The sequence below is a fragment of the Candidatus Saccharimonadales bacterium genome (assembly GCA_035317825.1).
Classification (GTDB): Bacteria; Patescibacteriota; Saccharimonadia; order Saccharimonadales; family Saccharimonadaceae; genus DATHGB01.
Map to the genome: position 1 here is coordinate 23,434 of DATHGB010000011.1, position 26,929 is coordinate 50,362.

The 26,929-nt window shown below is 42.6% G+C and carries 36 protein-coding genes and 3 tRNA genes; 12 read left to right on the forward strand and 27 right to left on the reverse strand.

The window, feature by feature from the left end:
- Positions 1-23: 23 nt before the first annotated feature.
- The 3 genes from VK497_01920 to VK497_01930 all read right to left on the reverse strand — a co-directional run bounded on the left by VK497_01920 (position 24) and on the right by VK497_01930 (position 2,129).
- Positions 24-836 carry an alpha/beta hydrolase gene (locus VK497_01920; GenBank protein HMI09136.1) on the reverse strand — a complete coding sequence of 271 codons (813 nt, stop codon included), beginning with the start codon at positions 834-836 and terminating at the stop codon, positions 24-26.
- A 104-nt stretch (positions 837-940) separates the two neighbouring features.
- Positions 941-1,633 (reverse strand): LamG domain-containing protein, encoded by a 693-nt coding sequence (locus VK497_01925; protein ID HMI09137.1) that lies wholly within the window; start codon positions 1,631-1,633, stop codon positions 941-943.
- Between the two features lie 91 nt (positions 1,634-1,724).
- Positions 1,725-2,129 carry an NUDIX hydrolase gene (locus VK497_01930; GenBank protein ID HMI09138.1) on the reverse strand — a complete coding sequence of 135 codons (405 nt, stop codon included), beginning with the start codon at positions 2,127-2,129 and terminating at the stop codon, positions 1,725-1,727.
- Between the two features lie 111 nt (positions 2,130-2,240).
- Here VK497_01930 and VK497_01935 point away from each other — a divergent pair, with 111 nt between their 5' ends.
- The gene (locus VK497_01935; protein ID HMI09139.1) at positions 2,241-3,485 is read left to right on the forward strand and encodes a PQQ-dependent sugar dehydrogenase; all 1,245 of its coding nucleotides are present in this window, start codon (positions 2,241-2,243) and stop codon (positions 3,483-3,485) included.
- Positions 3,486-3,652: 167 nt separating this feature from the next.
- On the opposite strand, the gene VK497_01940 is transcribed toward VK497_01935, so the two are convergent.
- The 3 genes from VK497_01940 to VK497_01950 form a co-directional block, all read right to left on the reverse strand.
- Entirely contained in the window at positions 3,653-4,519 is an 867-nt protein-coding gene (locus tag VK497_01940; GenBank protein ID HMI09140.1) for a hypothetical protein, read from the reverse strand.
- Between the two features lie 255 nt (positions 4,520-4,774).
- Positions 4,775-5,266 carry a VanZ family protein gene (locus tag VK497_01945; GenBank protein HMI09141.1) on the reverse strand — a complete coding sequence of 164 codons (492 nt, stop codon included), beginning with the start codon at positions 5,264-5,266 and terminating at the stop codon, positions 4,775-4,777.
- 119 nt (positions 5,267-5,385) lie between these two features.
- Complete coding sequence (locus tag VK497_01950; GenBank protein HMI09142.1) at positions 5,386-5,946, reverse strand: hypothetical protein; 561 nt, start codon at positions 5,944-5,946, stop codon at positions 5,386-5,388.
- A 91-nt stretch (positions 5,947-6,037) separates the two neighbouring features.
- Between VK497_01950 and VK497_01955 the strand changes: the two genes are divergently transcribed.
- Positions 6,038-6,556: a hypothetical protein gene (locus tag VK497_01955; GenBank protein ID HMI09143.1), complete on the forward strand. Its 519-nt coding sequence runs from the start codon at positions 6,038-6,040 to the stop codon at positions 6,554-6,556.
- 135 nt (positions 6,557-6,691) lie between these two features.
- On the opposite strand, the gene VK497_01960 is transcribed toward VK497_01955, so the two are convergent.
- From VK497_01960 to VK497_01975, 4 genes are all read right to left on the reverse strand, one after another.
- Complete coding sequence (locus VK497_01960; GenBank protein ID HMI09144.1) at positions 6,692-7,555, reverse strand: UbiA family prenyltransferase; 864 nt, start codon at positions 7,553-7,555, stop codon at positions 6,692-6,694.
- Entirely contained in the window at positions 7,556-7,927 is a 372-nt protein-coding gene (locus VK497_01965) for a hypothetical protein (GenBank protein ID HMI09145.1), read from the reverse strand. It lies immediately after the preceding gene.
- 155 nt (positions 7,928-8,082) lie between these two features.
- Positions 8,083-8,523: a hypothetical protein gene (locus VK497_01970; protein HMI09146.1), complete on the reverse strand. Its 441-nt coding sequence runs from the start codon at positions 8,521-8,523 to the stop codon at positions 8,083-8,085.
- Positions 8,524-8,617: 94 nt separating this feature from the next.
- Positions 8,618-8,983: a hypothetical protein gene (locus VK497_01975; protein HMI09147.1), complete on the reverse strand. Its 366-nt coding sequence runs from the start codon at positions 8,981-8,983 to the stop codon at positions 8,618-8,620.
- A gap of 306 nt (positions 8,984-9,289) precedes the next feature.
- Here VK497_01975 and VK497_01980 point away from each other — a divergent pair, with 306 nt between their 5' ends.
- Complete coding sequence (locus tag VK497_01980) at positions 9,290-9,631, forward strand: hypothetical protein (protein ID HMI09148.1); 342 nt, start codon at positions 9,290-9,292, stop codon at positions 9,629-9,631.
- Between the two features lie 70 nt (positions 9,632-9,701).
- On the opposite strand, the gene VK497_01985 is transcribed toward VK497_01980, so the two are convergent.
- From VK497_01985 to VK497_02015, 7 genes are all read right to left on the reverse strand, one after another.
- Positions 9,702-10,106 (reverse strand): hypothetical protein, encoded by a 405-nt coding sequence (locus VK497_01985; GenBank protein HMI09149.1) that lies wholly within the window; start codon positions 10,104-10,106, stop codon positions 9,702-9,704.
- Positions 10,099-10,512: a PPC domain-containing DNA-binding protein gene (locus tag VK497_01990; GenBank protein ID HMI09150.1), complete on the reverse strand. Its 414-nt coding sequence runs from the start codon at positions 10,510-10,512 to the stop codon at positions 10,099-10,101. Before VK497_01990 ends, VK497_01985 begins: the two co-directional genes overlap by 8 nt.
- A gap of 117 nt (positions 10,513-10,629) precedes the next feature.
- Positions 10,630-11,415: an endonuclease/exonuclease/phosphatase family protein gene (locus tag VK497_01995; GenBank protein HMI09151.1), complete on the reverse strand. Its 786-nt coding sequence runs from the start codon at positions 11,413-11,415 to the stop codon at positions 10,630-10,632.
- A 92-nt stretch (positions 11,416-11,507) separates the two neighbouring features.
- Positions 11,508-12,056, reverse strand: a complete 549-nt coding sequence (locus VK497_02000; protein HMI09152.1) for an NUDIX domain-containing protein — start codon at positions 12,054-12,056, stop codon at positions 11,508-11,510.
- 96 nt (positions 12,057-12,152) lie between these two features.
- Positions 12,153-12,228, reverse strand: a tRNA-Arg gene (locus VK497_02005).
- 30 nt (positions 12,229-12,258) lie between these two features.
- Positions 12,259-13,491 (reverse strand): Na+/H+ antiporter NhaA, encoded by a 1,233-nt coding sequence (nhaA, locus tag VK497_02010; GenBank protein ID HMI09153.1) that lies wholly within the window; start codon positions 13,489-13,491, stop codon positions 12,259-12,261.
- 43 nt (positions 13,492-13,534) lie between these two features.
- Positions 13,535-13,609 (reverse strand) — tRNA-Gly (locus VK497_02015).
- 42 nt (positions 13,610-13,651) lie between these two features.
- On the opposite strand from VK497_02015, the gene VK497_02020 reads away from it, so the two are divergent.
- The 4 genes from VK497_02020 (at position 13,652) to VK497_02035 (ending at position 15,083) form a co-directional block, all read left to right on the forward strand.
- Positions 13,652-13,996, forward strand: a complete 345-nt coding sequence (locus VK497_02020; protein HMI09154.1) for a hypothetical protein — start codon at positions 13,652-13,654, stop codon at positions 13,994-13,996.
- Positions 13,997-14,045: 49 nt separating this feature from the next.
- A tRNA-His gene (locus VK497_02025) sits at positions 14,046-14,122 on the forward strand.
- 101 nt (positions 14,123-14,223) lie between these two features.
- Complete coding sequence (locus tag VK497_02030) at positions 14,224-14,739, forward strand: NUDIX domain-containing protein (protein HMI09155.1); 516 nt, start codon at positions 14,224-14,226, stop codon at positions 14,737-14,739.
- Between the two features lie 83 nt (positions 14,740-14,822).
- On the forward strand, positions 14,823-15,083 hold the full coding sequence (locus VK497_02035; GenBank protein HMI09156.1) for a DUF1653 domain-containing protein: 261 nt from the start codon (positions 14,823-14,825) through the stop codon (positions 15,081-15,083).
- 76 nt (positions 15,084-15,159) lie between these two features.
- On the opposite strand, the gene VK497_02040 is transcribed toward VK497_02035, so the two are convergent.
- A complete protein-coding gene (locus tag VK497_02040; GenBank protein ID HMI09157.1) occupies positions 15,160-15,783 on the reverse strand; it encodes an HD domain-containing protein in 624 nt (207 codons plus the stop codon).
- A gap of 169 nt (positions 15,784-15,952) precedes the next feature.
- Between VK497_02040 and VK497_02045 the strand changes: the two genes are divergently transcribed.
- The 3 genes from VK497_02045 (at position 15,953) to VK497_02055 (ending at position 17,247) form a co-directional block, all read left to right on the forward strand.
- Complete coding sequence (locus VK497_02045; protein ID HMI09158.1) at positions 15,953-16,312, forward strand: hypothetical protein; 360 nt, start codon at positions 15,953-15,955, stop codon at positions 16,310-16,312.
- A 111-nt stretch (positions 16,313-16,423) separates the two neighbouring features.
- A complete protein-coding gene (locus VK497_02050; GenBank protein ID HMI09159.1) occupies positions 16,424-16,648 on the forward strand; it encodes a hypothetical protein in 225 nt (74 codons plus the stop codon).
- A gap of 95 nt (positions 16,649-16,743) precedes the next feature.
- On the forward strand, positions 16,744-17,247 hold the full coding sequence (locus VK497_02055; protein HMI09160.1) for a hypothetical protein: 504 nt from the start codon (positions 16,744-16,746) through the stop codon (positions 17,245-17,247).
- Positions 17,248-17,313: 66 nt separating this feature from the next.
- Here VK497_02055 and VK497_02060 read toward each other — a convergent pair whose 3' ends face one another.
- Together VK497_02060 and VK497_02065 are read right to left on the reverse strand one after the other, a co-directional pair.
- Positions 17,314-17,700 (reverse strand): VOC family protein, encoded by a 387-nt coding sequence (locus VK497_02060; protein HMI09161.1) that lies wholly within the window; start codon positions 17,698-17,700, stop codon positions 17,314-17,316.
- A gap of 2 nt (positions 17,701-17,702) precedes the next feature.
- The gene (locus VK497_02065) at positions 17,703-19,235 is read right to left on the reverse strand and encodes a UDP-N-acetylglucosamine 1-carboxyvinyltransferase (protein HMI09162.1); all 1,533 of its coding nucleotides are present in this window, start codon (positions 19,233-19,235) and stop codon (positions 17,703-17,705) included.
- Positions 19,236-19,308: 73 nt separating this feature from the next.
- Here VK497_02065 and glyA point away from each other — a divergent pair, with 73 nt between their 5' ends.
- A complete protein-coding gene (gene glyA / locus VK497_02070) occupies positions 19,309-20,586 on the forward strand; it encodes a serine hydroxymethyltransferase (GenBank protein ID HMI09163.1) in 1,278 nt (425 codons plus the stop codon).
- A gap of 312 nt (positions 20,587-20,898) precedes the next feature.
- Here glyA and VK497_02075 read toward each other — a convergent pair whose 3' ends face one another.
- A complete protein-coding gene (locus tag VK497_02075; protein ID HMI09164.1) occupies positions 20,899-21,393 on the reverse strand; it encodes a prepilin-type N-terminal cleavage/methylation domain-containing protein in 495 nt (164 codons plus the stop codon).
- 181 nt (positions 21,394-21,574) lie between these two features.
- Between VK497_02075 and VK497_02080 the strand changes: the two genes are divergently transcribed.
- Positions 21,575-21,787 (forward strand): hypothetical protein, encoded by a 213-nt coding sequence (locus VK497_02080; protein HMI09165.1) that lies wholly within the window; start codon positions 21,575-21,577, stop codon positions 21,785-21,787.
- Positions 21,788-21,943: 156 nt separating this feature from the next.
- Here the strand turns inward: VK497_02080 and VK497_02085 are convergent, their stop codons facing one another.
- The 6 genes from VK497_02085 to VK497_02110 form a co-directional block, all read right to left on the reverse strand.
- The gene (locus VK497_02085; protein ID HMI09166.1) at positions 21,944-22,399 is read right to left on the reverse strand and encodes a prepilin-type N-terminal cleavage/methylation domain-containing protein; all 456 of its coding nucleotides are present in this window, start codon (positions 22,397-22,399) and stop codon (positions 21,944-21,946) included.
- 94 nt (positions 22,400-22,493) lie between these two features.
- Positions 22,494-23,285, reverse strand: a complete 792-nt coding sequence (locus VK497_02090) for a prepilin-type N-terminal cleavage/methylation domain-containing protein (protein HMI09167.1) — start codon at positions 23,283-23,285, stop codon at positions 22,494-22,496.
- A complete protein-coding gene (locus VK497_02095) occupies positions 23,260-23,652 on the reverse strand; it encodes a hypothetical protein (GenBank protein ID HMI09168.1) in 393 nt (130 codons plus the stop codon). Before VK497_02095 ends, VK497_02090 begins: the two co-directional genes overlap by 26 nt.
- Complete coding sequence (locus tag VK497_02100; protein ID HMI09169.1) at positions 23,649-24,200, reverse strand: type II secretion system protein; 552 nt, start codon at positions 24,198-24,200, stop codon at positions 23,649-23,651. Before VK497_02100 ends, VK497_02095 begins: the two co-directional genes overlap by 4 nt.
- A gap of 41 nt (positions 24,201-24,241) precedes the next feature.
- Entirely contained in the window at positions 24,242-25,261 is a 1,020-nt protein-coding gene (gene murB, locus VK497_02105; protein HMI09170.1) for a UDP-N-acetylmuramate dehydrogenase, read from the reverse strand.
- A 60-nt stretch (positions 25,262-25,321) separates the two neighbouring features.
- Entirely contained in the window at positions 25,322-26,905 is a 1,584-nt protein-coding gene (locus tag VK497_02110; protein HMI09171.1) for an AAA family ATPase, read from the reverse strand.
- Between the last annotated feature and the right edge of the window lie 24 nt (positions 26,906-26,929).

Below are 26,929 nucleotides of genomic sequence, written 5' to 3' on the forward strand. Positions count from 1 at the left end.
CGGCGTATTGTACGAAGTTAGAACTATAATTTGCTTAAGAACCGGATGACTGTCTCGTTAAAAAACTGAAAGTTATCTTGGTTTGCGTTATGGCCGGCGTCAGGGATGACGATCAATTCAGCGTTGGGTTCGTAAACTTTCCATCGCTGATTATTTTTCATAACGGTTCCGGTAGTGTCTTTCTCCCCGTAGGTTATAAGTAGAGGAACGGTAATGTGCATACCGACAATGCCTTTATTTGAAAGAGAATTAGTTACGCTATCCCATATGTTCAGAAAATCTTTCTTTGAGATGTTCTTTACTGTTCGCATAGCGTACACCTGTACATCCTTTTTGATGGCAGTTTTTAAAGCGAGAGCCTTCATGAAACTTTCATATGGCCATAACTTTATAATCTTTGTCGAGAATTTTAATAACCAAATATCAAATTTAGTGTAAGTAAGCATAATAGGGGAAGCACCAACCGTAATAATCGCTCTGACGCGATCTGGCTGTAGTCGGTATACTTCTTGAGCTATCATGCCTCCTTCTGATTGTCCTAGGAGTGTTGCTTGGGATGTTTGTAGGTCGTCCAATATATCGAGGCAATCCTTTGCAAGATCGTTTAAGCTAAAACTTCCTTTCACTGGACGAGATTCGCCATGTCCTCGCGCATCCCACGTGATAATGTGATAATCTTCGTTAAGCGCGGTATATTGACTATCAAACATCATATGATCCATTGCTGCTCCATGCAAGAAAAATATGGCAGGCTTGCCCGTATTCTTATTTGTCCAGTATTGAATTGTCGTACCGTTCGCTATAAGATTTTTTTGTATTAAGGCTGAATTATCCATACGACCATCATACCAAACAAAAAGACTTCTACAATGAAGTCCTTTAAGCATAAAGAACTATGGTACAGCGTTATATATAGAACTAAGTTGAGCAGTTTTGTGTGTCAGCTTACTGGAATATCTTTTAATCCTGCGATTTGAGCTGGCGTTAAGGCAATATTGTACATGCGTACATCATCTATTTGACCATCAAGCACGCCACCACCACCGCCTGCTCCGAGCAGCCAGTTATCGGTTGCATCCAAAGTCAGGATTCCGTCCGCTAGGCGTGATCCGGTCTGAATTCCATCCACATACAATGCCATGGTTACCCCATCATATGTTCCAGCTAAGTGATGCCATCCAGTTGCAAGTACTGTTTGGTTAGGTTGTAGCACGAGGCTGTTTGTGTTGGTCGTTGTGATCACAACCATTGGACCTGCGCTGCTTCCACGGGAAGCGCCTAATATGAAACCCTCATCCACATGACCAGGCGCCCATATGCCGACGGCACGCTTATTGGTCTGTCCCCAGTTTGTACGAAAGACCCATGCCATAACGGTTATCGCCGTTGTCGGCAACCACCCTGCCGAAGGAACAGAAGCACTGGTAGAGAGGGCGACATTGCTCAAACAGTTACCGGTATGCCCACTGGCTGACCATAAGCTGGTGCTCCCGAGTGTCGCCGTATGGCCATTACCCGAGTTATCAATAGTCGTCGTACCACTTCCTTCGGTAAAACTATAGCTTGCAATGGGGTTGGGATAAGTAATAGCAGTACCCTTGACCATTAACGCCGAACGAACAGAACCGAGCATGCATTCTCCTAAATATTAATAATAGCCGTTAGCTTTATAGTAAGCTTTCGCCAGGAGACGAGTCAAGTTTTTAGATGCTCCATGGTCTGTATTATTGGTTATTTTTAACTACATCGTGAACCATATGCATGTACGTATCGTTAGCTCCAAGAGCTTGTTTCAAGAATTCTTCACGGTCTACCCAAGCAAAAGATGCGTGTTCCCAACTAATTGTTACGGTTGGACGTTCTGTCGTGTGAGCTACGTAAAGGCTATACTCTGTCCCATGTGTAGAATATTCGCTGCCGGTATATGTCGGTTTGACATCCGTGGGATTGAGCGATATGTTAGCTTCTTCTATTACCTCACGGAGTGCGGCTTCGAGTGCTTCCTCGCCTTTTTCAATTGTTCCTCCAGGCAAATCCGGGTCATTTAAGAAAGTTGGATGATTAGCCCTTTCCATTAAGAGATAATAGCCGTCATTATCAATAATTAATACTTTTGCAACTTGTTTCATATTGTGACTATAACAGGAAAAAATAATTTCTATATATCAAATAAATAGATGCCGTAATCTCGTCGTAAAGATCATAGGTGAGTATAGTTCTGTTTGTTATAATTATGACCAATGGGTGACGAATTAAATTCTTTACAACCCAAGCGCGGTAGAATACTACTCGTTGCTCTTGTCGTGATTGCAATTGTTGCCGGCCTATCGGTAACGGCTTGGTTTGTCTGGTTTAATCCCCAAAAGCAATCTCCTTCAACCACGCCAATTACCACACTGAATACCCCACTGATCCAGCCAGAACTAATAACAACAGGATTAAAGTCTCCAACGAGTATTTTAGCAACGCCTGATTCGATAGATTCACGATTATTTATAGTCGAACAAGATGGTCTTATACGTATTATTGATAAGTCGAGAAAACTAAACGAAAAACCGTTTCTCGATATATCTTCTAAGATTCTTCAAGGAGGTGAAATGGGACTCCTTGGAATGGCATTTCATCCTCCGTATAAGCAGAACGGATATTTCTATATTAACTATATTGATAAAAACCAAAACACTGTCATTGCTCGGTACGCTGTGACGCCCAACGCGGATACCGCCGATCCTACGAGCGAAAAAATCCTCTTCACACTCAAGCAACCCTACACGAATCATAATGGCGGTGCTCTTGTATTTGGGCCTGATAGCTACTTATATATAGCACTGGGTGATGGCGGCAGCGCGGGAGATCCAGAAAATCGTGCCCAAAACAAGGCCGAGTATTTCGGTAAGATTTTACGAATAGACGTTGATCACGGTGATCCTTATGTAATTCCGCCTAATAATCCATTTGTTAACGAAGCGAATAGTAAGCCGGAAATTTGGGCATACGGCCTACGCAATCCTTGGCGAATCAGTTTTGATAAAGAGACGGGTGATCTCTACATTGCGGATGTTGGACAAGGCGAATTGGAGGAAGTAAACATTCAAAAATCATCCAGTAAAGGCGGCGAGAATTATGGCTGGCGTTGCTACGAAGGTAAACAGGCGTACAAATTAGACGGCTGTGGAGACAGTAGTAAGTATGTCATGCCGGTATTGGAATATGATCACAAAGGAGACCGCTGTTCTATTACCGGAGGGTACGTCTATCGCGGAGAGAGGTATCCAGCATTAAGCGGCAAGTATTTCTATGGTGATTACTGCAACGGTCAGTTATTCTATGCTGGAAATGAAAATAACACTTGGACAAATGTTCTTGCCGCCCAAACTCCTTATTCGATCAGCACCTTTGGGCAAGATAGCAACGGCGAGCTTTACTTTGCCGATTTTAAAACGGGTAGTATTTACCATATACAAGACAGAGCGAATGAGCAGTGATAGCAAACTTTTACGTCTTTGGTTAGCATCAAAAGCAGTTTCTAGCCCCCTATAGTCTGCACATTAGTGAGATTTCTGATGTGTAACTTGCTTAAAAGGATAGGTTTGAATATGGCACAGCTTGTCGTACGAAATTAGAACGACCTTGAATACGGGATGAGAGCGTATTATTTGTGAAATTCTTCTTGATAGAGTAGGCGAGCTTTATCGGAAATTCGTTGTGCACCTTCTCGTTCTCCTGTGGCTTGCTTTCCGAACGCTTCGCCGATACTTCCGAGTAATCTTGTACGTATGATGAGCTTTTGTTCAGGTAACACCATGCCCATGTCACGTGCTGCTAGTGCCGCCATTACTCTTTTTAATGAAAATGTGTCTGGCCGCATAAGAGCCACTTTTACTATGTCGTGGGTGTCGTCCGGCATCTGATTAATTATTTGTCCGAAGCCTTTATACCAAGGTAAGTCCGCGTCTCCGCCTGTCGGAAAGATGGTAACGGAGCCGGTCTGCGCTATTTCAGAAGCATGTGTAAGCGCGGCGCTATTGACGACTCTTAACGTCTCTCTAGGAAGTTTTAAAGCCTGAGGATGACGGTTACGTCGCATGAAATCACGAGGGTGTCGCAGTGACGGTTTATTCTCTGCAGCGTAGCTGCCTGGGATAACAGGTATGACCAATTCTTTTCCAGCATCTCCCGAAGCCTGCATTAATCGCCCGGCAAATGAGGTGGGCATCGCAAGTACATATGAAGCATTGCGGTCTGATAGAGACATGGCGGCCTGTACTAGTAGAGGCTCTATTCTTTGTCGATGATCACTGGCAATTATAAGACCTTCCCCTTCTTCGGGTAAGTCGTCTCCTTCGATCTCTATTTCGATTCCGGCTGAGCTAAATGTATCAATGGTTGCACTTGCAAAACCAGTTTCCACTGCTAATGCGCCCATTCTATGGACAAACCTCGGAACTATGGGTAAGGAGAGGTGTGGAATGTCAAATGATTGCTGCAGCTTACTATGATTTTCAAGTGAACGTGGCATAATTTATGTTATAATAGCATAATATGTTTAAATATGCAAATTTAATGATATGTCAATTACCATAGCAAACAAGTACGAGCTGCTAATTCTAACTTGGCCTATGCGATATCAGGACTAAAATTACCGATCAAACTAATGAGTTCGAGGTTTGGTACTGCGCTTTGTACGAAATTAGAACTAAACTAAATATTATCGTATGATTTACCTAACTAGGTTGCTCTAAAAATATTTCTGCTCTCCAGTTTAGTTTGCTGATTAATACCTTACTCTCAAGATTAGAAAACGAAATAAGAGAAACAGTATAAGTAAAATTGCACCAACTATAACAATAAACCGGTCCAGCTTTTCATTATCAATGTACTTTTTGCTGAAGTCGTATAGTGCCAGCCCAAAAAGACCACCAAGAGTATTCGTGATTATATCCGTTATATCTGTTGTTCCAATCGCGAGTACGAATTGAATTACCTCGGCAGCAAGACTAAAAACAAATACAAACGTGAGCTTTCGCCAAAAATTAGTTTGTTTGAGATTAACGCTTAAAAGCAGGCCAAAAGGAATAAAAACGACAAAGTTGTCAATCAACTCTCTCGAATTGTCTCCTGAAGCAGCTACAAATGGAATCAAGTTAAGACTTCTCGTTTGATGATCTAATAATACCGAGGGTAAATCAAATGAAAATTTGAACAAAACTAACCATAGTAGGGTGAACAGGTATAAGACAAATACTGTTTTGGATAATGATTTCACTTGCGATAGCTCTAGATCTTTTGGCGACTATAGCATGGTTTCGCTGTGAATGGGCTGAAAAGAACAAAAAGCCATTATGCACGAAATTAGAACCGAGCTGGTGAATTTGAGAGTTTAAGTTATCGTAAGTAGGCTGCGCTTAAAATAATAATGAAAAAGCCCCAGTAAAAAATCATCTGATAAAGGAGACTATGTTCTCGGGTGCTACGTACGAAGAAATAAAGGAATATGAATAGCAGTGATAGGCCAAGGTAAACAAGTGCCGAATATTTTAAGACTACAGAGACGGCTGGGGATAGTGCTATAAATACGGTAATCGGTATAATCATAGCCCCGGCAATAAATGCGAGTACGTTATGAATACGGCTCAATTTGCCAGGCCTATCAGGAATCCATCCAATAAGAATTTGGCATATAGCAGCCACACCAATACACCAACCGAATAAAGGAGGTAGTTGTAGCGTGGGCATAAACCACCAAAAAAAGAATGGGTAGATGAATAGTGCCGTAACCGTCGCCCCGATCCCCATAGTGATGTATGCACTGGGATGTGCGGCAGCATGAAGACTTAACGTCATTGATTTATCGCCACGCCACTTATAGAGCATCACGATAACGGCTATCGTGCCAAAAAGTAGACCATATAGCCCAAAGTAGTGCAGATCTTCATTCGGTTGCATGACCTAATCATACCAAACAAAAAAGACTTCCGAAGAAGTCCATCCATAATGTCTATGCTCGGTACGGCTCAAGTCAGCTATACTGAAGTACATGGAAAAGTTTGTAGATGTACTAAGGGTTGGTGGAAAAACAAATTCACTTGGCAGGGCGAATGAGGTAATAAGTGCTGTTTTGGAGGATAAGTCTTTATTGGAAGAGTTGTACGAATCTCTATTTGATGACGACGCTTGGGTGCGAATGCGAGCAGCGGATTGTCTTGAGAAGATTTGTAGGGCTCATCCGGATTGGATTGAATCCTACATAGATAGAATGCTAGATGGCTTGACGACGAGTAGTCAGCCGTCTATCCAATGGCACTTAGCACAGATATTCGCAGAGGTAAATTTAATGGACAACCAAAAGAAGCGGGCTGTTGTCTGGTTGAAAGGGCTACTCTCGACGAAAGATGTCGATTGGATTGTTTCCGCCAATACAATGAAAACCTTAGTCCAATTTCATCATGACGGACTAGTTATGAAAGATGAACTCGTACCATTGTTTGGACTTCAGCAACAGCATAAATCAAATACGGTACGAAAAAAAGCATCACAATTTCTACAGGATTTGTAGATTTTCCAACAAAAGCCAAACAACTACGTCGGAATCAATAAATTGGCCTATAAAGTTCTAACTAAACCATATTTATTATCAAGATTCGGTACGGCGCTATGTATGAAATTAGAACCAATCTTGCGGCATATTACGCTATGTACCCAAGAGCATAATACTCACGATGGATATGTAGATAAAAAATATAAAACGCGCCAAATTACCATTGCGCTTGCGAATAGCACTCACTACTCTCACTTCTTTTGGCCATAACAAAAATAAATTTAGAAACACTGCGGCTATAGAGACGTAAAAAAGAATACCTCTTCCATTGCTAATGTGGATTCCTACTATGATCGCTAGATACGCTAGACAGGTCAATGTAATTATTAATTTATGGGTGATACCCGGGCCGTACTGGACGAGCAATGTTCTTTTATTGTGCAAGGAATCTCCTTTTATATCCTTGAAATCTTTTAGAGATACAATACCTGCTGAGAAAAGAAAGGAAGCTACTAATAATAGGCATCCCTGTGCGCTCAGGGTTTCATTTGCGATAATATATCCTAATAACAAAGGCATGATGCCATAGCAAATACCCAGTGTGATAAGTGCGAGTGCTCCCCGACCCTTAAAATTAGCAGGCCCGGAATAAAGCCAACCCAAGAGAAAATACATGCTTAACCATAATAATGCTAAATTACTAAGTAGTGCTGCCGTGATACACCCTATAATCATTAAGCCGAGTAAAAGATCTCGTAGATCCTTTCGGGAGACCCGACTATCTGCAAGAGGAATATCTTTCCTCCGATTTGCTGTATCGATCTTGTAGTCAGATAGATCATTATAAATTGTTACAAATCCGTAACTGGTCACAATAAGTAGTGAGCATAATATAAATGCCGCTACATTCGTGACATTATATGCGACAAGAATAGAACTGCATAATAGCCAAGGTAATAAAGTGGAAGATATTCTTAGTGACTGAGCGAGAGAATGTGTTCGACTGATCTGCTGCATCTACGCGGCGAACTCTTTTTCTTCTGCCGAGACTGTTAATTGAAAAATGTATGCTGAATAAATGACGCTGAGTGTCAGGAGAACTATGGCTATTGATCTTGCGGAAGCTTTTTTAAGGCCAAGATAGATGCCAATCCAAAGAATGAGTAGTAAGGTAATTGGCCAGTAGAAAGGTATGAGCAGCGCAGGCAGAGTGATTACTATAGAGGGCTCATGTGACGCCCATCCTGAGGGGTTAAATAGACTAGCAACGAACCAGCTTATGAACGGCAAAATAATTGCTGCAATTGCTAGAGTGCCCTCTTTTGGCATTTTATTAGGCTGATCACGAATAGGACTTACTTTTATGTTGGCTGATTTTTTTGTTGTCATGAATATATAATAGCTTATTACAGCTAATGTCGAACAGAATGAAAAGTTGATCTTGTTTGTTTAATCCTGTGCCTAATTTTTATACACCACGGAAATGGTACGGTACTATGTATGAAATTAGAACCGAGTTAGCGAACGCTAATATATCAATTCTCTCAATGCAAATACTCCAAGGGAGGTTGGATCCAACCTGACAGTAGCAAAATAACAATCAAAATAGTATACAGTACCGACCAAACTAGACTCGATTTTAGCTCTTTTTTAAAATTGATGGGCTTCGAGGAACGAATAGCGTGTTTCATTCCATACTGTAGCAACACCAAGCCTAAAATGTTTGTAAGTAAGTATCCGACTACAAAAGCTACATTAAACCATACCGGCTGCATCCAAGTAACTGTCCCTGCAAACAGATAGGCTAGGGGTATATTGATTAAAAGATCATTCCACCAGGATATAGGCGAAAGCAAAAAACCAATTATAGCTAACGCTCCACCGCCGGCTCGCTTAACGATACGACGAGCCCGTTTTTTATCAGGTATCACTGACGGTATTGATTCAATAGGACTTAAAGCATTCTCGGTATCAGTATCTGGCATATCTTAAGTGTACCATCGCGTAGGGGTATCATGTGCAACAGATTTGTTTTGACGTTATGTACGAAATTAGAGCTAAACTGATTGTATGTAACGACTAGTATTGTTGTATTGACTGAGCAAGCTCAACGAGTTTATCGTTCGCACCTGCAGGATAAATACTACATTTACGATTGTTTTGATAGATATAACGTAGGCCGTCTTTGGTAGGTGTAATTTCGCTAATGTATTTTTCAGCCGTGTGCACATCTTTTGAAGTACTTATCTGAACCATTTTGTCACACGAAGGATCGTCATTGCTTTTCTGGTTACCAACAACATCGGTAGTGCTTAAGTATAAGTTCGCTTTGAAGTTGGGTGATGTAGAATATTGTAGCTTACGACTTATATCGGTTAAGGGAATGAAGATGCGGAATTCAGGAATATACACTCTATTCTCGCTTACGCTAATAATTGGTGTCATATATCGTTTGGATTCACTTTCATTTATTAATCGTGCTAAAGATGAAGACGTACTATGCTCATTGTTTGTGTGAAACTTTACGATATAACCTATAGTTATAATCTGTATCGAAAGTAGGACTATAAAAGCAAACCATAACTTATTGATCTTTGGCTTTTTAGTGGACGATTTTTTAACCATGAGTATATAATAACAAAATATCTCCTAAGCGGAAGTATTTGATGTGTGCGGATATAGTACCGTGTTAGAAAATTGGATCGCATCAGCTAGTTAAGGTTACGAGTATGAGACTGGTATACTATGATAATGGATGTTATAACTCTTGTTACGGTGTTTGTTTTTGTCGGTGTTATTCAATTATCTGCACGATTTAAGTTTCATCCTGTTTTGAGTAGTAGCCTGGTGGTTTTTTCACCTTTCTTACTCACACTACTGCTTAGATCGATATTCTTCAGCCAAGATGGATTTTCTTTATACAATCTTTTATCGTGGAGAGATATTGTCGTTGTTATTTTGCAGTTTCTTGCATCATTACTGCTATTTTATAAGATACGATATGAAGAAGACTCACTGGCTGCTTGGTTTGGATGGTCGCTTGCAGGTATGATAATTATCTTTTTGGCAATTCCATTTTTAGTACGAGGTTAGTATGAAAATAATTTCTATGCACCACAGAAATAGTACAGCACTATGTATGAAATTAGAACTGCGCTACGACTTAAATTAACGTACCGGTTCTGCCACACTGAGAGCAGAGGGCATATTTTAAGATAGAATCCTCGTCGGTAATGTAGTCAGTGTATATGTCGCTAAGACGATCATCTTCACGTTCGTTTCGTAAGATACTTTCATATAAAGCCGGGTCAGTATCTCGTAATTTGTCGTAGTCAATTATTTCTCTTCCATGAACCTCAGTAAGGTATTTTTCATAATTTGCTCCGGCATGCCGGCGACCGACAATTTGAAAAGTTGACGAATCGTCGCTTGCCGATTCTGTGTGTGGCTGCGAATTGTGATTGTCGGTTTTATTAAAAAGCTTTTGTGCGGTCTTTTGAATCATTTCATTAGCGGCAAACGAAGCTTTACAATTACTACATACGATTTGACCCGGTTCCCTATTCATCAGGCCCACTCACAACCAACTCGGTGAAGCCGGTTTCCTTGTCCATTTCACGCTTTATCTCTACATCGTTATTAATACCGATAACAATCTCTGCTGTCGGATGGATAATCGTACCTTCTTTAAGATGTCCGCCATGAACGTTACCTTCATTGTCGGAAAATGATATATGCAGGTGAGTGCCATTTGTAGAGACAGTGCCTACAAGTGAAACGATTTCAAAGTCATCTTTGAATGTCCTTATGTCTTGCGCATCCGGCTTAGCTCCGGCCATGCGTACAGTTGCCTGCTCAAGACCTCCTACGCATGTAACGATAAAGCCAGCTTTGATGGTGTTCTGTTTGATTACTTCTTCGATTGAGCTTTTAAGATCAGCGCCAGGCTTTAGCCGGAAGATTATTGTTTTCATATATCCATCATAACAAACAAAGGTTAGAACTGATTAACAGGTAGGGCGATAAAGTGGTCTACAAGTTCGAACTAAATCGTATCTGTATCGAGATTTGGTACAGCACTATGTATGAAATTAGAACTCAATTGGCTTAAGCTCTGCACCAATAGCAAGGTGATCTGATCCATTAAGCTCAACAAACTGATTCTCGGCTTTATAAAATCTTGGCTGATAGAGGATATGATCTAGCTGCTCATCGTATCCGATTACTGTGCTTTGGGCTTGAACAGCCTCGGCAAGTAGATTATCAGTGAAGAGTTCGGGAAATGCTATGTCAAGCTTAATATTTTTATTATTAAAGTCCCCCGTGATGATGGTAGAAGCTGCTTCATTTTTGCCAAGGAGTATTTTAATAAGCTGTTGACGTACGTCACTAAATTCGGGGTCATCTAGACGACGATTGAAGTGATGAAAAGGGAAGTATGAAAAATTTATGATTGATATAATTTTATTATCTATCTGTAGATTAACTCGCTGTCCACCTTTATCTAACATTTTCCAGTGTTCGCCGTTTGGCCGTACAACTTCGATACCTGGGCTAGGGATTATCAATTCTTCCTGATCGATGATAGGATAGCGACTAATAATTGCCATCCCCATCCGCTTGTTTGTATCGAGATGTGAAGAATCGAGGGCAAGTGATGAATGATAAGGCATGTCAAGTTCTTTTGCCATATACTCAACCATCTGACTATTCGTCTTATCTTCAAGATGAACTTCACTCAAGCTAATAATATCGGCGTCTTTTTCGCGAAAATATTCTATATAATTTTCTAGCGAGACTTTACTAAAAAGCATCTCACCATACGTTTGCCCAGCAAATATAAAACCACCACTTATATTAGAATAAATAATCTTCATTGTATAAGTATAGCAGTAGAGAGTCGTCAAATAATCAATGCTTAATTTCTATGCACCACAGAAATGGTACAGCACGATGTATGAAATTAGAACTAAATTAATTCAAACTCGATAGCTTTAATAACGGTCTGGTAGTAAACCTCACCATGAGGCACAAATTCCTCCGTATGATAGTTTGTCTTAAATTCGTCTAAGGGTAGCCATTTTAGAGAAGCCACTTCCTCAGTCTGTAATGCAAATGATACGTCATTAGATAATTTTAATGCGTAGAGCCATTGGAGTTCATTCTCAATTGATCCATTCTCAGCAGTTAAGTGTGCTCTATGAATAGAGAATAATTTCAGTGCAGAGAGTTCTATGTCTAGGTTAATCTCTTCTTTTGTTTCTCGTAGTGCGGCAGTTAGCGGCTCTTCACCAAGATCAATATGCCCAGCAGCTGATATGTCATATCTATTTGGCCATGTTCTTTTAGAGGCGGCTCTTTTCTGAACAAGAATTTCAGGATTATTTTCATTATTACGCCAAATCCATACATGAGAGGCTCCATGTAATAGCCCTTTACTGAAAATATCTGTCTTATTCGCTCCTCTATCCTCAAGAGGCAGACCCTGTTCACTGTATAGCTGACATAATTCTTCCATTCCTTAATCATAGCAAATAAAAGTTAGAACCAGCCAACAGATAAGTAGATAAAATGGTCTAAAGGTTCGAATTAAATCACATCTATTAACGAGATTTGGTACCCCGGGTTGGAATCGAACCAACGACCAAAAGCTTAGAAGTCTCTTGCTCTATCCACTGAGCTACCGGGGCATGGGGGTATTATAGCATAATTTATAGGGGTTACGTACGGCGTTTTTGTTTATGCACCGCAATAAATCGAAGGTAAAACAGGCCAATCATTGCGCTGATAATTGATGCGGAGAATATACTCATTTTGGCTGCGCTAATAAGTGTATCGTTCGTGCCGAATGCTAGCTTGGCAATAAATATAGATAGCGTAAATCCAACTCCGGCAATCATGGCGACGCCAATAATATGATGCATCGTCACATTTTTAGGCAGGCTGGTTAATCGAAGTTTTGTGGCGATCCAAACGGCCACTACAATTCCGATGACTTTTCCAACAACCAGCCCTAGAAATATTCCTAACCCGGCGCGCATGGCATTTTCTTCGTTAAATACATGCCAGTCCAAAACGACCCCGGCATTTGCAAGCGCGAAAAGAGGAATAATAAGAAAGGTAGAGAAGGGAATAAGCGACCTTTCAAGACGCTCGGCAATCGACAATTTATTGGCATAATGTCGGACACTGATTGGTGCGGCGAGCCCTAAGATAACCCCCGCAATACTTGCGTGGACTCCCGATAAAAATACAGTGACCCAAAGTGCAATTCCTAAAGCGACGAATAGGCGCATACGTAAAAAACCAAGCCAATGGAGAACGAGAATAACGGCATATAGTCCACCAGCCCATCCTAGGGCAACAAAATCTACCGAATCGGTATAGAACACGGCAATTGCACCAATCGCTGCTACGTCATCGACAACCATGCTAGTGAGAAGAAATATTTTTAATGATGTAGGAATTCGCCTGCCAAGTAGTGCCAATAGTCCAATAGCAAACGCAGTATCGGTAGTCATCGGAATTCCCCAGCCATGTGCGCCGCTAAATCCATTGTTAATGAAAAAGTAGATAGCAATTGGGGCGGCTATTCCACCTAGTGCAGCGACAATAGGTAGGATGGCGGCGCGAGGTTTACGAAGTTCTCCGCGTACTAGTTCGCGCTTAATTTCGAGGCTGATAACTAAAAAGAATATAGCCATCAGGCCATCGTTAATCCAGTGGCGTAAATCAGTACCTAACGTAAAGTTTGCGATGTTGATAGAAAAATCATGTTCCCAAAACGTATTAAAAGCTGGGGATACTGGGGAATTAACGATAATAATTGCGGCAACAGCGGCTAAAAGAAGGAATTTGCCACTAATAGCTTCGTCTTTTAGCAATAACTGGACGACACGCGAAACATGTCCATGGACTTTTTTGGCCGACTTTTGTAATTTGTGTTTAAACAAATGCCCCCTAATTTTTGTTTTTGTTTGGTAGAATAATTTCAAATGGTGCGGGCGGAGAGAATCGAACTCTCATCGCTTGCTTGGAAGGCAGGCATATTAGCCATTATACGACGCCCGCGCGCTCTCAAATTATAACAGCATTTACGGTATAATAAAAAGCATGGGCATTAATAAATTTGCTAACCAACCAGACGACAGGCCTTTTTTCCATAGTACGGGCTATGCAGACGCTGCACATGGGACGAATCTTGGTTCGACAAGCACTCAATCATTTGCCGATAGACACCATATGGAAAGAAACCGTAGTTCGGTAGGTAGATACCGAGACTCTATGATTGCTGGTGGTCCTGGCCAGCAGGAGAGGGAATCACAAATTACAGATAATCCAATGCCAGGACGTAGTAGACTGAAAGTTCAGTCACGAAATCCTAGATCAAGCATACCCCCAGTCGCAAGATCTACATTTATTGAGCCTCCTGCTCGTAAATATAATCCATACGGCTAGTTAAAACTTTTTTTACTCTGTTAACTATGCTACAATTGCATAGTATTTGGCGAATGTAGCTCATCTGGTTAGAGCGCCGGGTTGTGGTTCCGGAGGTAGTGGGTTCAATCCCCATCATTCGCCCCAAGCATAAGCATAATGAAGCAGACTTTTTCGGAAGTCTGTTTTTTTATTTGCTGCTTTTCTATCACAAGCCTTCAAAGCCAGAAAGCTGATATACTGCTCTTATGGCAATTAATCATGAACCTGATATCCATCACCTTGTTATGTGTGCGAACATCTTTATCCGTAAAGATGACAAGTATCTCGTCCTAAGGCGCTCTACCCTCAAACGCTGGGCGGCGGGCGTCGTTCATCCTGTTGGTGGAAAAATAGACTTGAATGAAGACCCTTTAACAGCAGCCAAACGTGAAGCGTTTGAGGAAACTGGCGTAACCGTCAGAAATCTTAAATTAGAAGCTGTTATTTTCGAAGTTGAGCCAGTTAAGGCCGAGCCTGGCAACTGGATGATCTTCCATTTTAGTGGTGAATATGATTCTGGTGAAGTTATGCAGACAGAAGAAGGTGAATTAGTTTGGTTGACAGAAAATGAAATCAAGCAAGAAAAGCTATTTCCATCAGTCCGCGCTATTGTCGATAGAATCTTTGATCCCAATACGAGTACTATTTTTGCTCGATTCGAGTATAAATCAGATCGCGAACTTGATCCAGAGACTATGGCGATTGAAGCGATGACTCGATAAAATAAGTTCGAACATCCCTCACTATCTCGCCCCAGGGCATAATTAAAAAGATCTCTTCGGGGTCTTTTTGTTATTATAAATACATGCCTAAGTCGAAGCCCCTCGAAGAAATACTAGATAACTGGAAAGAGTTTGCGCGCCCTAGAAACGGTCAGCGTTTTCAACACTACAAAGGCGGGATCTACGAAGTGGTAGCGACGGGATTCATAGAGAACAGTGAATTACCGTGCGTAGTTTATCGTTCGCTGAAGAAGAATATCGTTTGGGTAAGGACAGCAGAAGATTTTCTTGAACTAATAGAGGACAACGGCGTCACGAAACCGCGCTTCAAGCCTTTGGCCTAACGTTATAATCAATAGTAACAGTTCGAACATGAACAATCTTTCACTATCCCAGCCCAAGCATAATGAGAAGGGACTTCTATTTGGAAGTCTCTTTATTTTGATGAAAGAAGCCAGGATGAGCATCAAGTAAATCTCTCACTTCATTATAGTACTTCCCAACCGCAGGATAACTCTGTGCTTTTGCGCGGTGAGTTTCAAGACTCTTGTTGTAATCCTCGAGTGTGACTTTTCGCTCACGGAACAACTTGCCTTCGTCGATATAATCATAAGTAACCGCAATGTACTTATCTAAGGCATACACAAATCTAGCTTCATCTGTGTCTTTACGCTCATACGCTTCAATGGTTCGAATAATCCATGGAAAATGAGCAAATTCTTCAGCGATGGTAAGCATTGCTTGTTCTTCACGCTGATCTTTCGTCGCTAGTTCGGCTTCACTTGCAAAAGCAGACGTGTCATTGGCATAGACCTCCACGACATCGTGGGCAACCGCAAATTGACAAATCTTACCTACATCTAAAGTCGGGTCTATTTCATGAGCTAGACTGCACGCTAACATAGCTACAGACCAAGAATGTTCTGCATCATTTTCCCATCGACGCTCTCCGATAGGTAGGGGCATATCGCGCTTTATATGGTAAAAAGGCAGAACTATATTTTTCAGCAGGTGTTCGATTTGGCTATGGGTAGGCTTGGGCATGTGTATAGTATATAAGCTCAATACTTTTTAATGAAGATTAATGAGAATAGTTCGAACATCTGTTACTATCCCGCCCCATAGAGGTTATGCCTAAAAGACACCGTTTGGTGTCTTTTAGTTTGCTATACTATTACTTATGATTAATGTGCCTGATACTACTACTGTAAATATGTCTGAATTTAAGCCAGATGCACATAGCATCGCGTTCGCTCCTGAGCTTATACAATTCATTAAAGACAATCAAAAACTCACAACGTATCGTTTTGGCAAAAAATACGATCATTTTAAAGTTGGCGATGTAGTAAATTACCAAAATTCCGAAACAGGAGAAATAGTTGGCAAGCTTCGTATCGCTAATAAAAAAGAAGAGACATTTGCAACATTACCACTAGACAACCCTACACACGAAGCGTATCGAGATAAAGAGCATCAGCGCCAAGTCCTTTCTGGTTATTACGCGTACATCGGTCGGGAGGTTACTGATGATGATTCTTTTCTCATTTTCGACTTTACTCTCGCCACTAATTAACGACTTTCTGTGTTAAAACTTGAGTCGATCAGTGTAGTTCGAACATCCCTTACTATCCTATATAGGCAAAGATATTGACCCTACTTCAAAGAGGCGCATAATGGATAGTATATGAGCGAAGATCAATTTACAAAACTATTCAAGTATATGCAGACCGAGTTTGAAAGTACTCGTAGTGATCTTCAAAAGGTGCGTCAAGACGTACAGCGTGTTTATGAGGTTGTTGACGGCGATACCCATCAAAGAGAAAAAGATGATCACGAACGTGCTGCACTTAGTTTACAAATTGATCGACTTGAAAAACGAATTGCTACGCTCGAGAAGAAACTCGCCTAATACTGGTTCGAACATCCCTCACTATCCTGCCTCATAGAGGTTATGCTTAAAAAGACACTGTTACAGTGTCTTTTTAATTTTGGTATGATAGCTACATGAAATGGATCGGAATAACTGGCTCATGGCGAAAATCAAGCCCAGAAATGGAGGCAGATTTAAAACGTGAAGTTACCGCCGTTTTGCAAAACGGTGCGGGTATTGTGGCTGGTGGAGCACTAGGCGTAGACTACCTCGCAACGGAGTTAGCATTAATACACGCTCCTGATGGGTCGCGATTGAAGATATTCTTGCCAACCTCCCTTGACATGTACATAGCTCATTATCGTAAGCGAGCCAAAGAGGGCGTCATAACGGTAGATCAGTCGGAAGCATTAATTCAACAACTTATGACAGTAGACAAACTTGGATCTCTAATTTCTAATCTCGACCAAACTGAACCCAATGAAAAAACATACTTCCTACGAAATACCGAAGTGATAAATGCAAGCGACGAAATACTTGCGTTCCAAATCAACGCCAGTGCAGGCACGCAAGACACAATAGATAAGGCGCGACAACGTGGAATTCCTGTCGAAGTATTCACCTATACAGTAGAGTAGCAGTTCGAACATCCCTCACTATCCGGCTCTAAGGTATCATAAAAAGGAATGCTTTATACATTTCTTTTATTTTTCATAAACCTCAATCGGCAAATCATCCGGATCAAAGAAGAAAATAGTCTTCTTATTCGTGTATGGATCGTTTTGAAGCCTAGTCGTTTTTATATTTTTGCTTTGTAATTCCTTTAGGACTGCTTCAACATCATCAACTTCAAAGGCTATATGGCGAAGACCAGTTGCTTCGGGATAAGTAGGACGCAAGGGCGGATTTGGGAATGAGAAAAGCTCTAATAGGTATTCGCCGTTGATAGCAAGATCAAGCTTATATGAGTCTCGTTCTTTTCTGTAATATTCGTCCAAGATCGTAGCGCCTACAATATCTGTATAGAAGGCTTTTGACTTCTCGTAATCCGATGCAATGATCGCAATATGATGAACTTTATTAATTTTCACCGTTAGATTTCTCGAATAGTTTCGATTTCAGCACCAAGTGCGTTGAGCCGATTTGCAAAATCTTCGTATCCGCGGTTGATCGAATAAACGTCACGCAGGATCGATCGGCCAGGCGCGGCAAGCATGGCAAGCAAAATAACGACCGATGGACGAAGTGCGGGCGGGGCAACCACATCTGCGGGTTTCCATTTTGTTGGGCCGTGAATAAATACACGGTGCGGGTCGACAAGTTCAATATGCGCGTTTAGCTTTGTGAGTTCGGTAAAGTAAATCGCGCGGTTTTCGTATGACCAGTCGTGCACTAGCGTGCGGCCATGAGCTTTGGTTGCGATCAAACCCAGGAAAGGAAGGTTATCCATATTCACACCAGGAAAGGGCATGCTGTGGAGCTTATCTTTTGGAGCATGAAGGACAGAACGTTTGATGCTGATATCAACGAGACGAGACTGTCCGTTTCGGGCTTTGTACTCATCAGTTAATTCAAACTGCAAGCCCATGCCGGAAAGTATTGCCAACTCCAGTTCGATGAATTCGATTGGTGCGCGCTGGATAGTAATTTCAGAATCAGTGACAACGGCTGCAGCTACAAGGCTCATTGCTTCGATAGGGTCTTCGCTTGGGCAGTACTCGACGTCTTTATTGATGCTTTTGACACCCTTAATCTTTAGAATTGTCGTGCCGATTCCTTCAATCTTGACACCGAGTTTTTCTAGGAAGAAACAAACGTCCTGCACCATATAGTTTGGGCTGGCGTTACGGATAGTGGTTATACCATCGTATAGCGCAGCAGCCATAATGACATTTTCGGTAACCGTGTCACCACGTTCGGTAAGGAGGATCGTCTTCTCGATCTTTTTTTCATGAACAGTAGCATGGTAGTAGTCGGTGTTTGGCTTTGCTTCAACACTTAGTCCAAATGGCGCTAAACCGACCATGTGGGGTTCGACCGTACGTGTGCCAAGGTTACATCCGCCGGCAAACGGTAGCTTAAAATCGTCGTATTGATGCAAGAGCGGGCCAAGGAACATGATAACGGTACGAGTTCGCTTCGCGGCTTTGATGTCCATTTTATCTAACTGAAGTCGCTTTGGCGGAATAATTTCTAGATCGTTATTTTTAAGCCAGCGAACTTTTACGCCAATACTTTGAAGTACTTCGATAATGCGGTTAACTTCTTCAATACGTGCAACTCGGCGAAGGGTCGTTTTGCCTTTGTTTAAAAGCGCGGCACATAGTAAACCGACAGCCGCGTTCTTGCTCGTTTTAACTTCAATACTACCCGATAGCTTTTTGCCACCGTGTATGCGAAGGTTAATTTTACCTGACTTATTAAGGCTGACGATCTCACTAGAGAGGACTTCGCTGATTCTGGCTATCATCTCAAGGCTGATATTTTGTCCACCCTTTTCGATACGGTTAATAGCACTTTGGCTGGTGCCAAGCGCTTCGGCCAGCTGGGCTTGGGTGTAACCCCTTGACTGACGTATTTCTTGAATTAAATCACCGATTTTGTCTAGGTAGGTGTCAGTTTGCATGAATTTTAGTATATATCATGTATGATATACGGTCAAGCTGCTATAATAAGACGTAAATAGGAGAGGTACAGCCATGCAGGATACACAAATTGCCGATTTAATTACAGGTGAAGAACAACGAGAACGTGACGGACTAGAGCTTATTCCAAGCGAAAACTATGTAAGCCGTGAAGTACTGAACGCGCTAGGAAGCATATTTACGAATAAGTATTCCGAAGGGTATCCAGGCAGGCGCTACTACGGCGGACAAGAATTTACCGACCAAGTCGAACAGCTAGCTATCGATAGGGCTAAGAAGCTATTTAATGCCGATCATGCCAACGTACAGCCACATTCGGGCGCACCAGCAAACGAAGCGGTATACAGCGCATGGTTAGAACCAGGCGACACAGTGCTTGCAATGGACCTATCTCACGGAGGACATCTAACGCACGGAGCACCCGTGACGCGTAGTGCGCATCTATATAACTTTATTCGTTATAAGATGAAAGATCCTGCGACTGGTGAGATTGACTATGATGAGCTGCGACAGCTAGCACTGACGCATAAGCCAAAAATTATCCTTGCAGGATTTAGTGCGTACCCACGCGAACTGGACTACGCTAAGTTTGCTGCAATTGGTAACGAAGTCGGCGCGCTACTAATGGCTGACATGGCACACATTGCAGGCCTCATCGCCGGCGGCGTTGCCCGTAACCCATTCGATGACGGATTCCATGTTATTACGACTACAACCCACAAAACACTTCGTGGTCCACGTGGCGGTCTGATTCTATCAAAAGGAACTGTCGGTAACCCACTTAAAGCTCCTGAGAAGACTCTTGAAAACATTCCGACACTAATTGACCGTTCGATCTTCCCGGGTATGCAAGGCGGCCCTCACATGCACTCTATCGCAGCAAAAGCTGTCGCCTTTCATGAGGCATTGCAACCAGAATTCAAAATATATGCTGCCCAAATTGTAAAAAACGCGTCTACGCTAGCTGACGCATTACAAGAACGGGGTTTCCAACTAATCACTGGAGGTACAAGCAACCACCTGATCCTTGCTGATGTATACAAAAGTTTTGGAATTGATGGTAAAGTTGCCGAAAAAGCATTAGACAAGATTGGCCTGACTTTGAACGCTAACAGTGTTGCCGACGATCCACTACCACCATTTCGTCCAAGCGGCATTCGCTTAGGTACTCCAGCCCTTACGACACGCGGCTTAAAGGAAGAGCATATGGTGCAGATCGCAGAATGGATGAAACAGGCAATTGACGCTCGTGAAGATGAAGAAACACTTGCAAAACTCCGCGCCGAAGTAAAGAAGTTCGTCGCAAAATTCCCACTGCCTAGCGATAAATAATATCTATAGAGAAAGCTGAGAATGATAATCCACTAGATATCAATTATCTCAGGTTGATTATTCTCACGGAGTAAACGGCAGTCCCGATGACCATGATGATTGGCTTGCGGTTTCGTTAGGAATGAATGATTTTATAACTTCACCATTTGAGTACTATAATACTCAAAACAAATCTTCTAAATCTAAAAATCAAATTGATCGCTCACATATGACTAACGCCATCCAACGGTAAGCGGTAAATAAATAATACCCTGATGATCTCAGGGTATTATTTTAATATCTATATCCTTAAAGGCGGGTAACGTGCTTAAGCTAGCAGCCCGGACCAACTTTAACGGAGGTAACTGTACTTGAAGTATAGTCGTAATAGAATACATTTGCGCCGAGTGCTGCACCACAGAGATAGTAGCCAACAATTTGATTGTTGTTATTGTTGCTCGTTGAATAGCCAGTACCCGCGGCAGCAGATGCGTATACGACATCCGTAGGATCATCCAACTTCGCTTCTGCACCTGCACTAATAGTACCTGTTGCACCACAGGTGCCGGTTGTTTGAGAAGTGTCTGTTTTATTCGTAGTTAACTGACACCAAGTAGGATAGGATGAGTTAATTGTATTGTATGCTTGTGTTTTTTTTACTATTGAAGTTGCAAGGCTTTGACCGGCACTTGTTTTTGCTCGGTTCTGAATTCCGTTATAAGCCACAATCGTAATAGCCGCAAGAATAGCGATCACGACGATCACGATCAAAAGCTCGACGAGAGTGAAGCCACGATCAGACTTTAAAGATTTAACACTACGAAACATGTTATGTTCGCCTCCTAATTATACTTATCTTTAATAAGAATACTCTTAATATGCTTATGCTGCAATATTATCCTAAAAGTTCTTATCCACACCTACCATCATCTTGCACACATTTACTCACAGCCGTTAGGCTGGAAAGGAATGCAAATGAGGTATCGTTCCATGACAGACAAGCAACTCCATGTCTACGAAGCCCGTATCCGTTTGGGCTGGTTTCGGGCCGCCGAAGAACTCGGCAGCGTCACTAAAGCATGTGCTGCGACCTGAAGCGAGCGGATCTGCTTCATACCACCAAGAAGCATGTGTCCATGTCCAGCGCCGTCTCAGTGATCGTCAATACGTCCCTGGTGAGGTTGGCCAGATGGACATCAAGCACTGGAAGAAAACCGTCTAACCAGTACGGCATTGTCGACTGTGCCACCAGGATTAAATACAAGCGGGCATAAGCGTATTATGCAATACCTTTGACTTTTACAAGGTGTGCCCTTGTTTGCATAAAAATAACCTGGATATTCTCCAGGTTATTTTTATTTTGCTAAGAGGTTAGCTACTAACAGCCAGCACCAGCTTTAATAAGAGTCGCAGCTGGGGTTCCTGCTGCATAGTCCCAGTACCAGATACTCGCCCCTCCGGGACATCCCCAAACGGCGACTGCATTGCCATTATTTGCATTACTGGCAGTAAGACCACTTACTGTTCCACTTGTAGCGGTGCCAAGCATAGATCCAATATTGTCAACTACTGCTTCGCCTACGGTTGGTGCAGTATTAGCGTACGAGTTCATGCTTGTGCCCGTTACGGCTCCTGCAGGAGAAAAGTAGGCAGATTTAATAGCGTTAAGTGCTTCGAACTTCTTGACGGTAGCATTTGCCAAGCTCTGTCCTGCACTTGTCTTAGCACGGTTCTGAATTCCGTTATAAGCCACAATCGTAATAGCCGCAAGAATAGCGATCACGACGATCACGATCAAAAGCTCAACAAGCGTAAAGCCGCGGTCCTTTTTCATAGTTTTAATGTTATTAAGAGTCATCTTAATTGCCCCCTAGTTAATTGCTTTTATGTGAGTATAATACTACTCTCGATGGATAAGCGCAAGCATCTTAGTTAAGTTTATCCACACGCAGCACCCCGCTATTTGTGAATTGACGTCCGGCCGTTGTTTTCGCAGCATTTATGGTAACTTCGATAGTTGACGCATTGCCCGCACTGGCGTCTCCCAGATCTGTCGCTGTGGTCGCATCGAGGTAATATTTCACATCAAAGGAGCTTACATCTTGCATGACCTCGACATCATTTGTCTGGCAACGAGCGCTTGCCGTATACGGAGGGACGCAGGTATTGCGTTGCCATGGAACGGCGCACACCGTGTTTGCATCAACCGTTGCGTTGGTATTGTATGTAGGGACGACGGTTCGCCGCCACAAAGACCCGCTTTTTATAAAGTAGATTATCTGAACTGGCAGAATGACATTAAAATTTTGCGTTGCTGAGCCACAGGCTGCTGGCTGGTTTGCGCGGTACACTAGTTGACGAGTGGTATCTGAAGGGGTTTTATCTGTTGCATTTGTTGACAGAATGAGGTTACTCGTATTAGTAAATGCAGCTGTTCCTGCAAAATTACTGTCGCTTCCTTGAGGTGAGGCGAGCGTTCCTGTGGTTGTTAAAAATTGCGTAGCAAGACGGGTATCTTGCTCGATGCGATCAAGAGCCTCTTGGGTTTCAAAAGTGACTGTACTACGATCACGGGTGATTAATACGTCACCGACAATCGCAGTCATAACTGCGATGAAAGCCCCCAAGACAAGAATAACGACAGGGGCAACCACAAGCATTTCTACCAGTGTGAAACCCTTTGAGTGTTGGTTATTATTGTGGCGTAGCGAAAATCGCATGGACAACTTGCTCCTGGGGCGCTGGCCCGTAGGTTACGGTAACTTGCACTTTAGACGTTGTGGTCGTGCCCGTCCCAGTCGGGCAGCTGATGTTGACGCTAATAGTAGGGTTGAGAAGTCCGCTGCCAGCTGGAATCGTCGCTGCGGGGTTTGAAGCCACACACGGCTTCACTACCTGAGGCGAATATTTACGGAGGGCTGCGTAAGCAATATTGCTGGCTTTGGCCTGTGTCCTTGCAGCCCCGCCGTCCTGAAGGATAACCGTATATAGTTGATACCCGGTAGCCAAAAAGGCCACCGCAACAAACAAGGTGACTAATAACTCAACGGCAGTGAATCCAGATTCGGTGTATGTAGGTAATTTCATTGGTGTTTACTCATTATTTTACGAACAACATTGTCTTTCTCGGTACGATAATAGAGGTTAAAACGTATACACCCTCCATTAAAACATACATTATTACTCGAATCGATCGGTTCGTATACGTATTTACTGATTGTCGTCATGCTATTGACGGTTGCTGCTACTTCGGCGGCGCAGGCGCTCGCACACATAAAATCAAGGTTGCTGCCCGTGCCTAATATTTTTTCGGTTCCAGGAAGAAGTTCTTGGAGATAGCCACCACTGACGGATGTGGGTACAAATCCTGCCTTTGTAAATCCTAACGCATGGAACATTTCATTAATTCCAGGATATTCGCTTTTATTGATATAAGCCGAAGTCGCACGAGGGTTGCCATTGGCGTATCGAATTTCTAATCCCCTTGCGATAACTTCCGCATCGGTTGCCCGTTTTTCGTCGCGGGCGTTAACCTGAACGGAACGCAAATTAAATACGACGAGGGTCATTAAGATCACCATAATGGTAATAGTAATGAGGAGCTCGACAAGCGTAAATCCAGCACGACGGTTCATGTTATTAGCATAAGAGGTTTGGTGAATCTAAGCAAGCGTCTTTAAATTTCAAGAGGCTCTTGTTCGATCATAATATGGAACTGATCGCGAACCGCACCTATAATTTCGTCGCGTGCCGCAGCTAGATCAGAATAGCTTTTTGCAGATTCGTTAATAAGGACAAGAGCATTTTTATCGTGTATGTGCATTCCGTGAATGGTTTTGCCCTTTAGTCCGGTTCGCTCAATGAGCCACCCTGTCGGGACTTTAAAACGTCCATCGGACATGTCGTAGGTTGGAATATCGGGATATTCTTTCCGTAGTTCGTTTAACTGCCAATCTTCAACGATCGCGTTCTTAAAAAACGACCCCGTATTTGGAGTAAGCGCTGGGTCGGGGAGTTTATCACTGCGGATAACGGTGACTGCATCGCGGATTGCGTGAGGTGTAAAAATAGTAATGCCGTGAGATTCGAAATAATCTTGGATTGCTTTATAAAATGGCGGTTGGGGTGCGGCTTTGTAAAGTTTAAGGGTAATCGAAGTAATTACGTAACGGCCAGACTCAGTTCCGCGAAAAATACTATGACGGTATGAGAAGCCGCAATCTGCATTGGAAAGAAGCACGAATTGGTTGGTTTGAATGTCGTACGCTTCAACGGATACGAGTGTTTCGGCAATTTCTTGGCCGTACGCGCCCACATTCTGAACAGGGGCGGCGCCTGCGGTTCCTGGAATAGCCGACATCGCCTCTATACCTGAAAGGTTCATGCCGACTGCTCGTTTAACAACTTCGTCCCAGTTTTCACCTGCACCGATTTTTATGGTTGTACCCATTGAATCGTCGGCAATAACTTCAAAACCCGGAATACGATTACGAATAATGATGCCTTGAAATCCTTCATCTCGAACGATAACGTTACTGCCACCGCCAAGTATAAAGATGGGAAGATTTTGCGTATGTGCATTATTGCAAACAACTGCAACATCATCGGCAGTATGGACTTCTGTCATAAACCGAGCGTTGCCGCCTAGTCGCATCGTCGTATAGTTTTTTAGAGGTATATTTGTATGAATATCCATTGGCTTTCATTATAGCCATACATGCGAAAACTTGCTAGGAAGGCACTGCTCTCAGGATTATTACTCTTGTTCAGGGGTGGTTTTTCGTATACGTTCGTAAGCTTTGAGTTCAGTAAGGATGTCATCCATTGTCACTAACGAAGACTCAACCCCTGTAAGCCCTTCGTCGCGTACCTTCTTTTCTAATGTTCGCCGGATAATTTCGGCGATATCTGCGCCACTAAAATCTACTGCATCACTAGATATAGCGCCTATGTCAATATTTTCATCAAAAAGGTTACGTTCTGCAAGGCTGTTAGCTTTTGCTATGTGAATATCAAAAACCTGGTGGCGGCCTTGTTCGTCGGGGAGTTTAACTTCGATGATTCGATCAAGTCGTCCTGGTCGAAGCATAGCCGGGTCAATGCTATCTTTGCGGTTGGTTGATGCGACAATCATAACGTTGCCTTTGGTTTTCATGCCATCCATGTTCTGTAAGATAATGCTAATAACGCGCTGCGAAGCTTCGTGTGATCCGTTGCGGTTTGGAATGATGGCGTCGATTTCGTCAAGATAGATAATTGCGCTGTCGTCTTCGGCTGCTTTATCAAAAATCTTTTGGACGCGTTTTTCAGAGTGGCCGTACCATTTTGATGTAATATCATTTGCTGTAATCGAATAAAATGGCGCGTTTACTTCTGATGCCAATGCTTTTGCTAAGAGCGTTTTGCCAGTTCCAGGTTCGCCGTATAGCAATACGCCTTTCGGTGGCGTTGTACCCCATTTTTTGTAAAGGTCGGGATTTGAGAGGGCAAATGCTAGGCTTTTAATTTCGTTTTTCGCTTCATCCTGACCACCGATGTCGTCAAACGAAACTTCAGGCCGTTCGACGCCAAACTCGTTACTAATACTTTCCGGTGTTTTACCTTTTTCTTCTCCTGCCCCAGGAAAGGCATAACTAGTTTCTTTGCTTTGTGGCGGCGTAACTCTAATCTGTTGTTTGGGAATTGGTTTGCGTGCAGTGTCATACGAGACATAGAGTGCCGTTGTCATAATACCAAGAATATCGCTTACGGCGCTGTCGAATGTTTCTCTGCTGAGTTTAAGTGGAGGTAGGATTTCGACGGAATCATCATAGCCCTCTTTTATTTCACCAGTAGATACGTTAATTTTATTTTCCTGAGAATAACCTCTGCCTCGTCCAACAACGATTTGCGTACCATTATCTCCTTGGACAATAATATTGCCTCCTCGTTCTATGATCTCATCGTTGGCCGCAAGTGCCCTCATAGCAAGGTGTTGAGAGATTTTGTCGAATGTTTGTTCGGCGATCTCTTTCCCGTCCTTGCTGCTAGGATATTCGATGGTCCCAAGAAGTTTGAAATGTTCTTCGTCAGAACTCATATGAAGCGTTACGCCGTCAACAGGTTGTTCGGTAAGCGTGCGTACGATATTGCCTTTTTCGCTGTTTCGCGCGCTTTCGTATAGCTCGTCGGGCTGGCTGTTAACGAATGTTAATGGGCCGTCAGTGAGCGTAGGTCGGTAGACCTCGGCACTATTTTTAGGAGTAGAGTTGTTATTTTCTGGATTTACCGTAAGAGAAAGAGAGGTCTCTTTTGACTGCGAAGTAGGTTTTTTGGGAGAACGAATTCTATCAAACATCATTAGATATTTTAACAGTTTTTTTAA

Excerpts from the sequence above, each read along its gene's own strand:
- VK497_01920 (HMI09136.1), bottom strand. The coding sequence starts at position 836 with ATGGATAATTCAGCCTTAATACAAAAAAATCTTATAGCGAACGGTACG.
- VK497_01925 (HMI09137.1), bottom strand. The coding sequence starts at position 1,633 with ATGCTCGGTTCTGTTCGTTCGGCGTTAATGGTCAAGGGTACTGCTATT.
- VK497_01930 (HMI09138.1), bottom strand. The coding sequence starts at position 2,129 with ATGAAACAAGTTGCAAAAGTATTAATTATTGATAATGACGGCTATTAT.
- VK497_01935 (HMI09139.1), top strand. The coding sequence starts at position 2,241 with ATGGGTGACGAATTAAATTCTTTACAACCCAAGCGCGGTAGAATACTA.
- VK497_01940 (HMI09140.1), bottom strand. The coding sequence starts at position 4,519 with ATGCCACGTTCACTTGAAAATCATAGTAAGCTGCAGCAATCATTTGAC.
- VK497_01950 (HMI09142.1), bottom strand. The coding sequence starts at position 5,946 with ATGCAACCGAATGAAGATCTGCACTACTTTGGGCTATATGGTCTACTT.
- VK497_01955 (HMI09143.1), top strand. The coding sequence starts at position 6,038 with ATGGAAAAGTTTGTAGATGTACTAAGGGTTGGTGGAAAAACAAATTCA.
- VK497_01960 (HMI09144.1), bottom strand. The coding sequence starts at position 7,555 with ATGCAGCAGATCAGTCGAACACATTCTCTCGCTCAGTCACTAAGAATA.
- VK497_01965 (HMI09145.1), bottom strand. The coding sequence starts at position 7,927 with ATGACAACAAAAAAATCAGCCAACATAAAAGTAAGTCCTATTCGTGAT.
- VK497_01970 (HMI09146.1), bottom strand. The coding sequence starts at position 8,523 with ATGCCAGATACTGATACCGAGAATGCTTTAAGTCCTATTGAATCAATA.
- VK497_01975 (HMI09147.1), bottom strand. The coding sequence starts at position 8,983 with ATGACACCAATTATTAGCGTAAGCGAGAATAGAGTGTATATTCCTGAA.
- VK497_01980 (HMI09148.1), top strand. The coding sequence starts at position 9,290 with ATGGATGTTATAACTCTTGTTACGGTGTTTGTTTTTGTCGGTGTTATT.
- VK497_01985 (HMI09149.1), bottom strand. The coding sequence starts at position 10,106 with ATGAATAGGGAACCGGGTCAAATCGTATGTAGTAATTGTAAAGCTTCG.
- VK497_01990 (HMI09150.1), bottom strand. The coding sequence starts at position 10,512 with ATGAAAACAATAATCTTCCGGCTAAAGCCTGGCGCTGATCTTAAAAGC.
- VK497_01995 (HMI09151.1), bottom strand. The coding sequence starts at position 11,415 with ATGAAGATTATTTATTCTAATATAAGTGGTGGTTTTATATTTGCTGGG.
- VK497_02000 (HMI09152.1), bottom strand. The coding sequence starts at position 12,056 with ATGGAAGAATTATGTCAGCTATACAGTGAACAGGGTCTGCCTCTTGAG.
- VK497_02020 (HMI09154.1), top strand. The coding sequence starts at position 13,652 with ATGGGCATTAATAAATTTGCTAACCAACCAGACGACAGGCCTTTTTTC.
- VK497_02030 (HMI09155.1), top strand. The coding sequence starts at position 14,224 with ATGGCAATTAATCATGAACCTGATATCCATCACCTTGTTATGTGTGCG.
- VK497_02035 (HMI09156.1), top strand. The coding sequence starts at position 14,823 with ATGCCTAAGTCGAAGCCCCTCGAAGAAATACTAGATAACTGGAAAGAG.
- VK497_02040 (HMI09157.1), bottom strand. The coding sequence starts at position 15,783 with ATGCCCAAGCCTACCCATAGCCAAATCGAACACCTGCTGAAAAATATA.
- VK497_02045 (HMI09158.1), top strand. The coding sequence starts at position 15,953 with ATGTCTGAATTTAAGCCAGATGCACATAGCATCGCGTTCGCTCCTGAG.
- VK497_02050 (HMI09159.1), top strand. The coding sequence starts at position 16,424 with ATGAGCGAAGATCAATTTACAAAACTATTCAAGTATATGCAGACCGAG.
- VK497_02055 (HMI09160.1), top strand. The coding sequence starts at position 16,744 with ATGAAATGGATCGGAATAACTGGCTCATGGCGAAAATCAAGCCCAGAA.
- VK497_02065 (HMI09162.1), bottom strand. The coding sequence starts at position 19,235 with ATGCAAACTGACACCTACCTAGACAAAATCGGTGATTTAATTCAAGAA.
- glyA (HMI09163.1), top strand. The coding sequence starts at position 19,309 with ATGCAGGATACACAAATTGCCGATTTAATTACAGGTGAAGAACAACGA.
- VK497_02075 (HMI09164.1), bottom strand. The coding sequence starts at position 21,393 with ATGTTTCGTAGTGTTAAATCTTTAAAGTCTGATCGTGGCTTCACTCTC.
- VK497_02080 (HMI09165.1), top strand. The coding sequence starts at position 21,575 with ATGTCTACGAAGCCCGTATCCGTTTGGGCTGGTTTCGGGCCGCCGAAG.
- VK497_02085 (HMI09166.1), bottom strand. The coding sequence starts at position 22,399 with ATGAAAAAGGACCGCGGCTTTACGCTTGTTGAGCTTTTGATCGTGATC.
- VK497_02090 (HMI09167.1), bottom strand. The coding sequence starts at position 23,285 with ATGCGATTTTCGCTACGCCACAATAATAACCAACACTCAAAGGGTTTC.
- VK497_02095 (HMI09168.1), bottom strand. The coding sequence starts at position 23,652 with ATGAAATTACCTACATACACCGAATCTGGATTCACTGCCGTTGAGTTA.
- VK497_02100 (HMI09169.1), bottom strand. The coding sequence starts at position 24,200 with ATGAACCGTCGTGCTGGATTTACGCTTGTCGAGCTCCTCATTACTATT.
- murB (HMI09170.1), bottom strand. The coding sequence starts at position 25,261 with ATGGATATTCATACAAATATACCTCTAAAAAACTATACGACGATGCGA.
- VK497_02110 (HMI09171.1), bottom strand. The coding sequence starts at position 26,905 with ATGATGTTTGATAGAATTCGTTCTCCCAAAAAACCTACTTCGCAGTCA.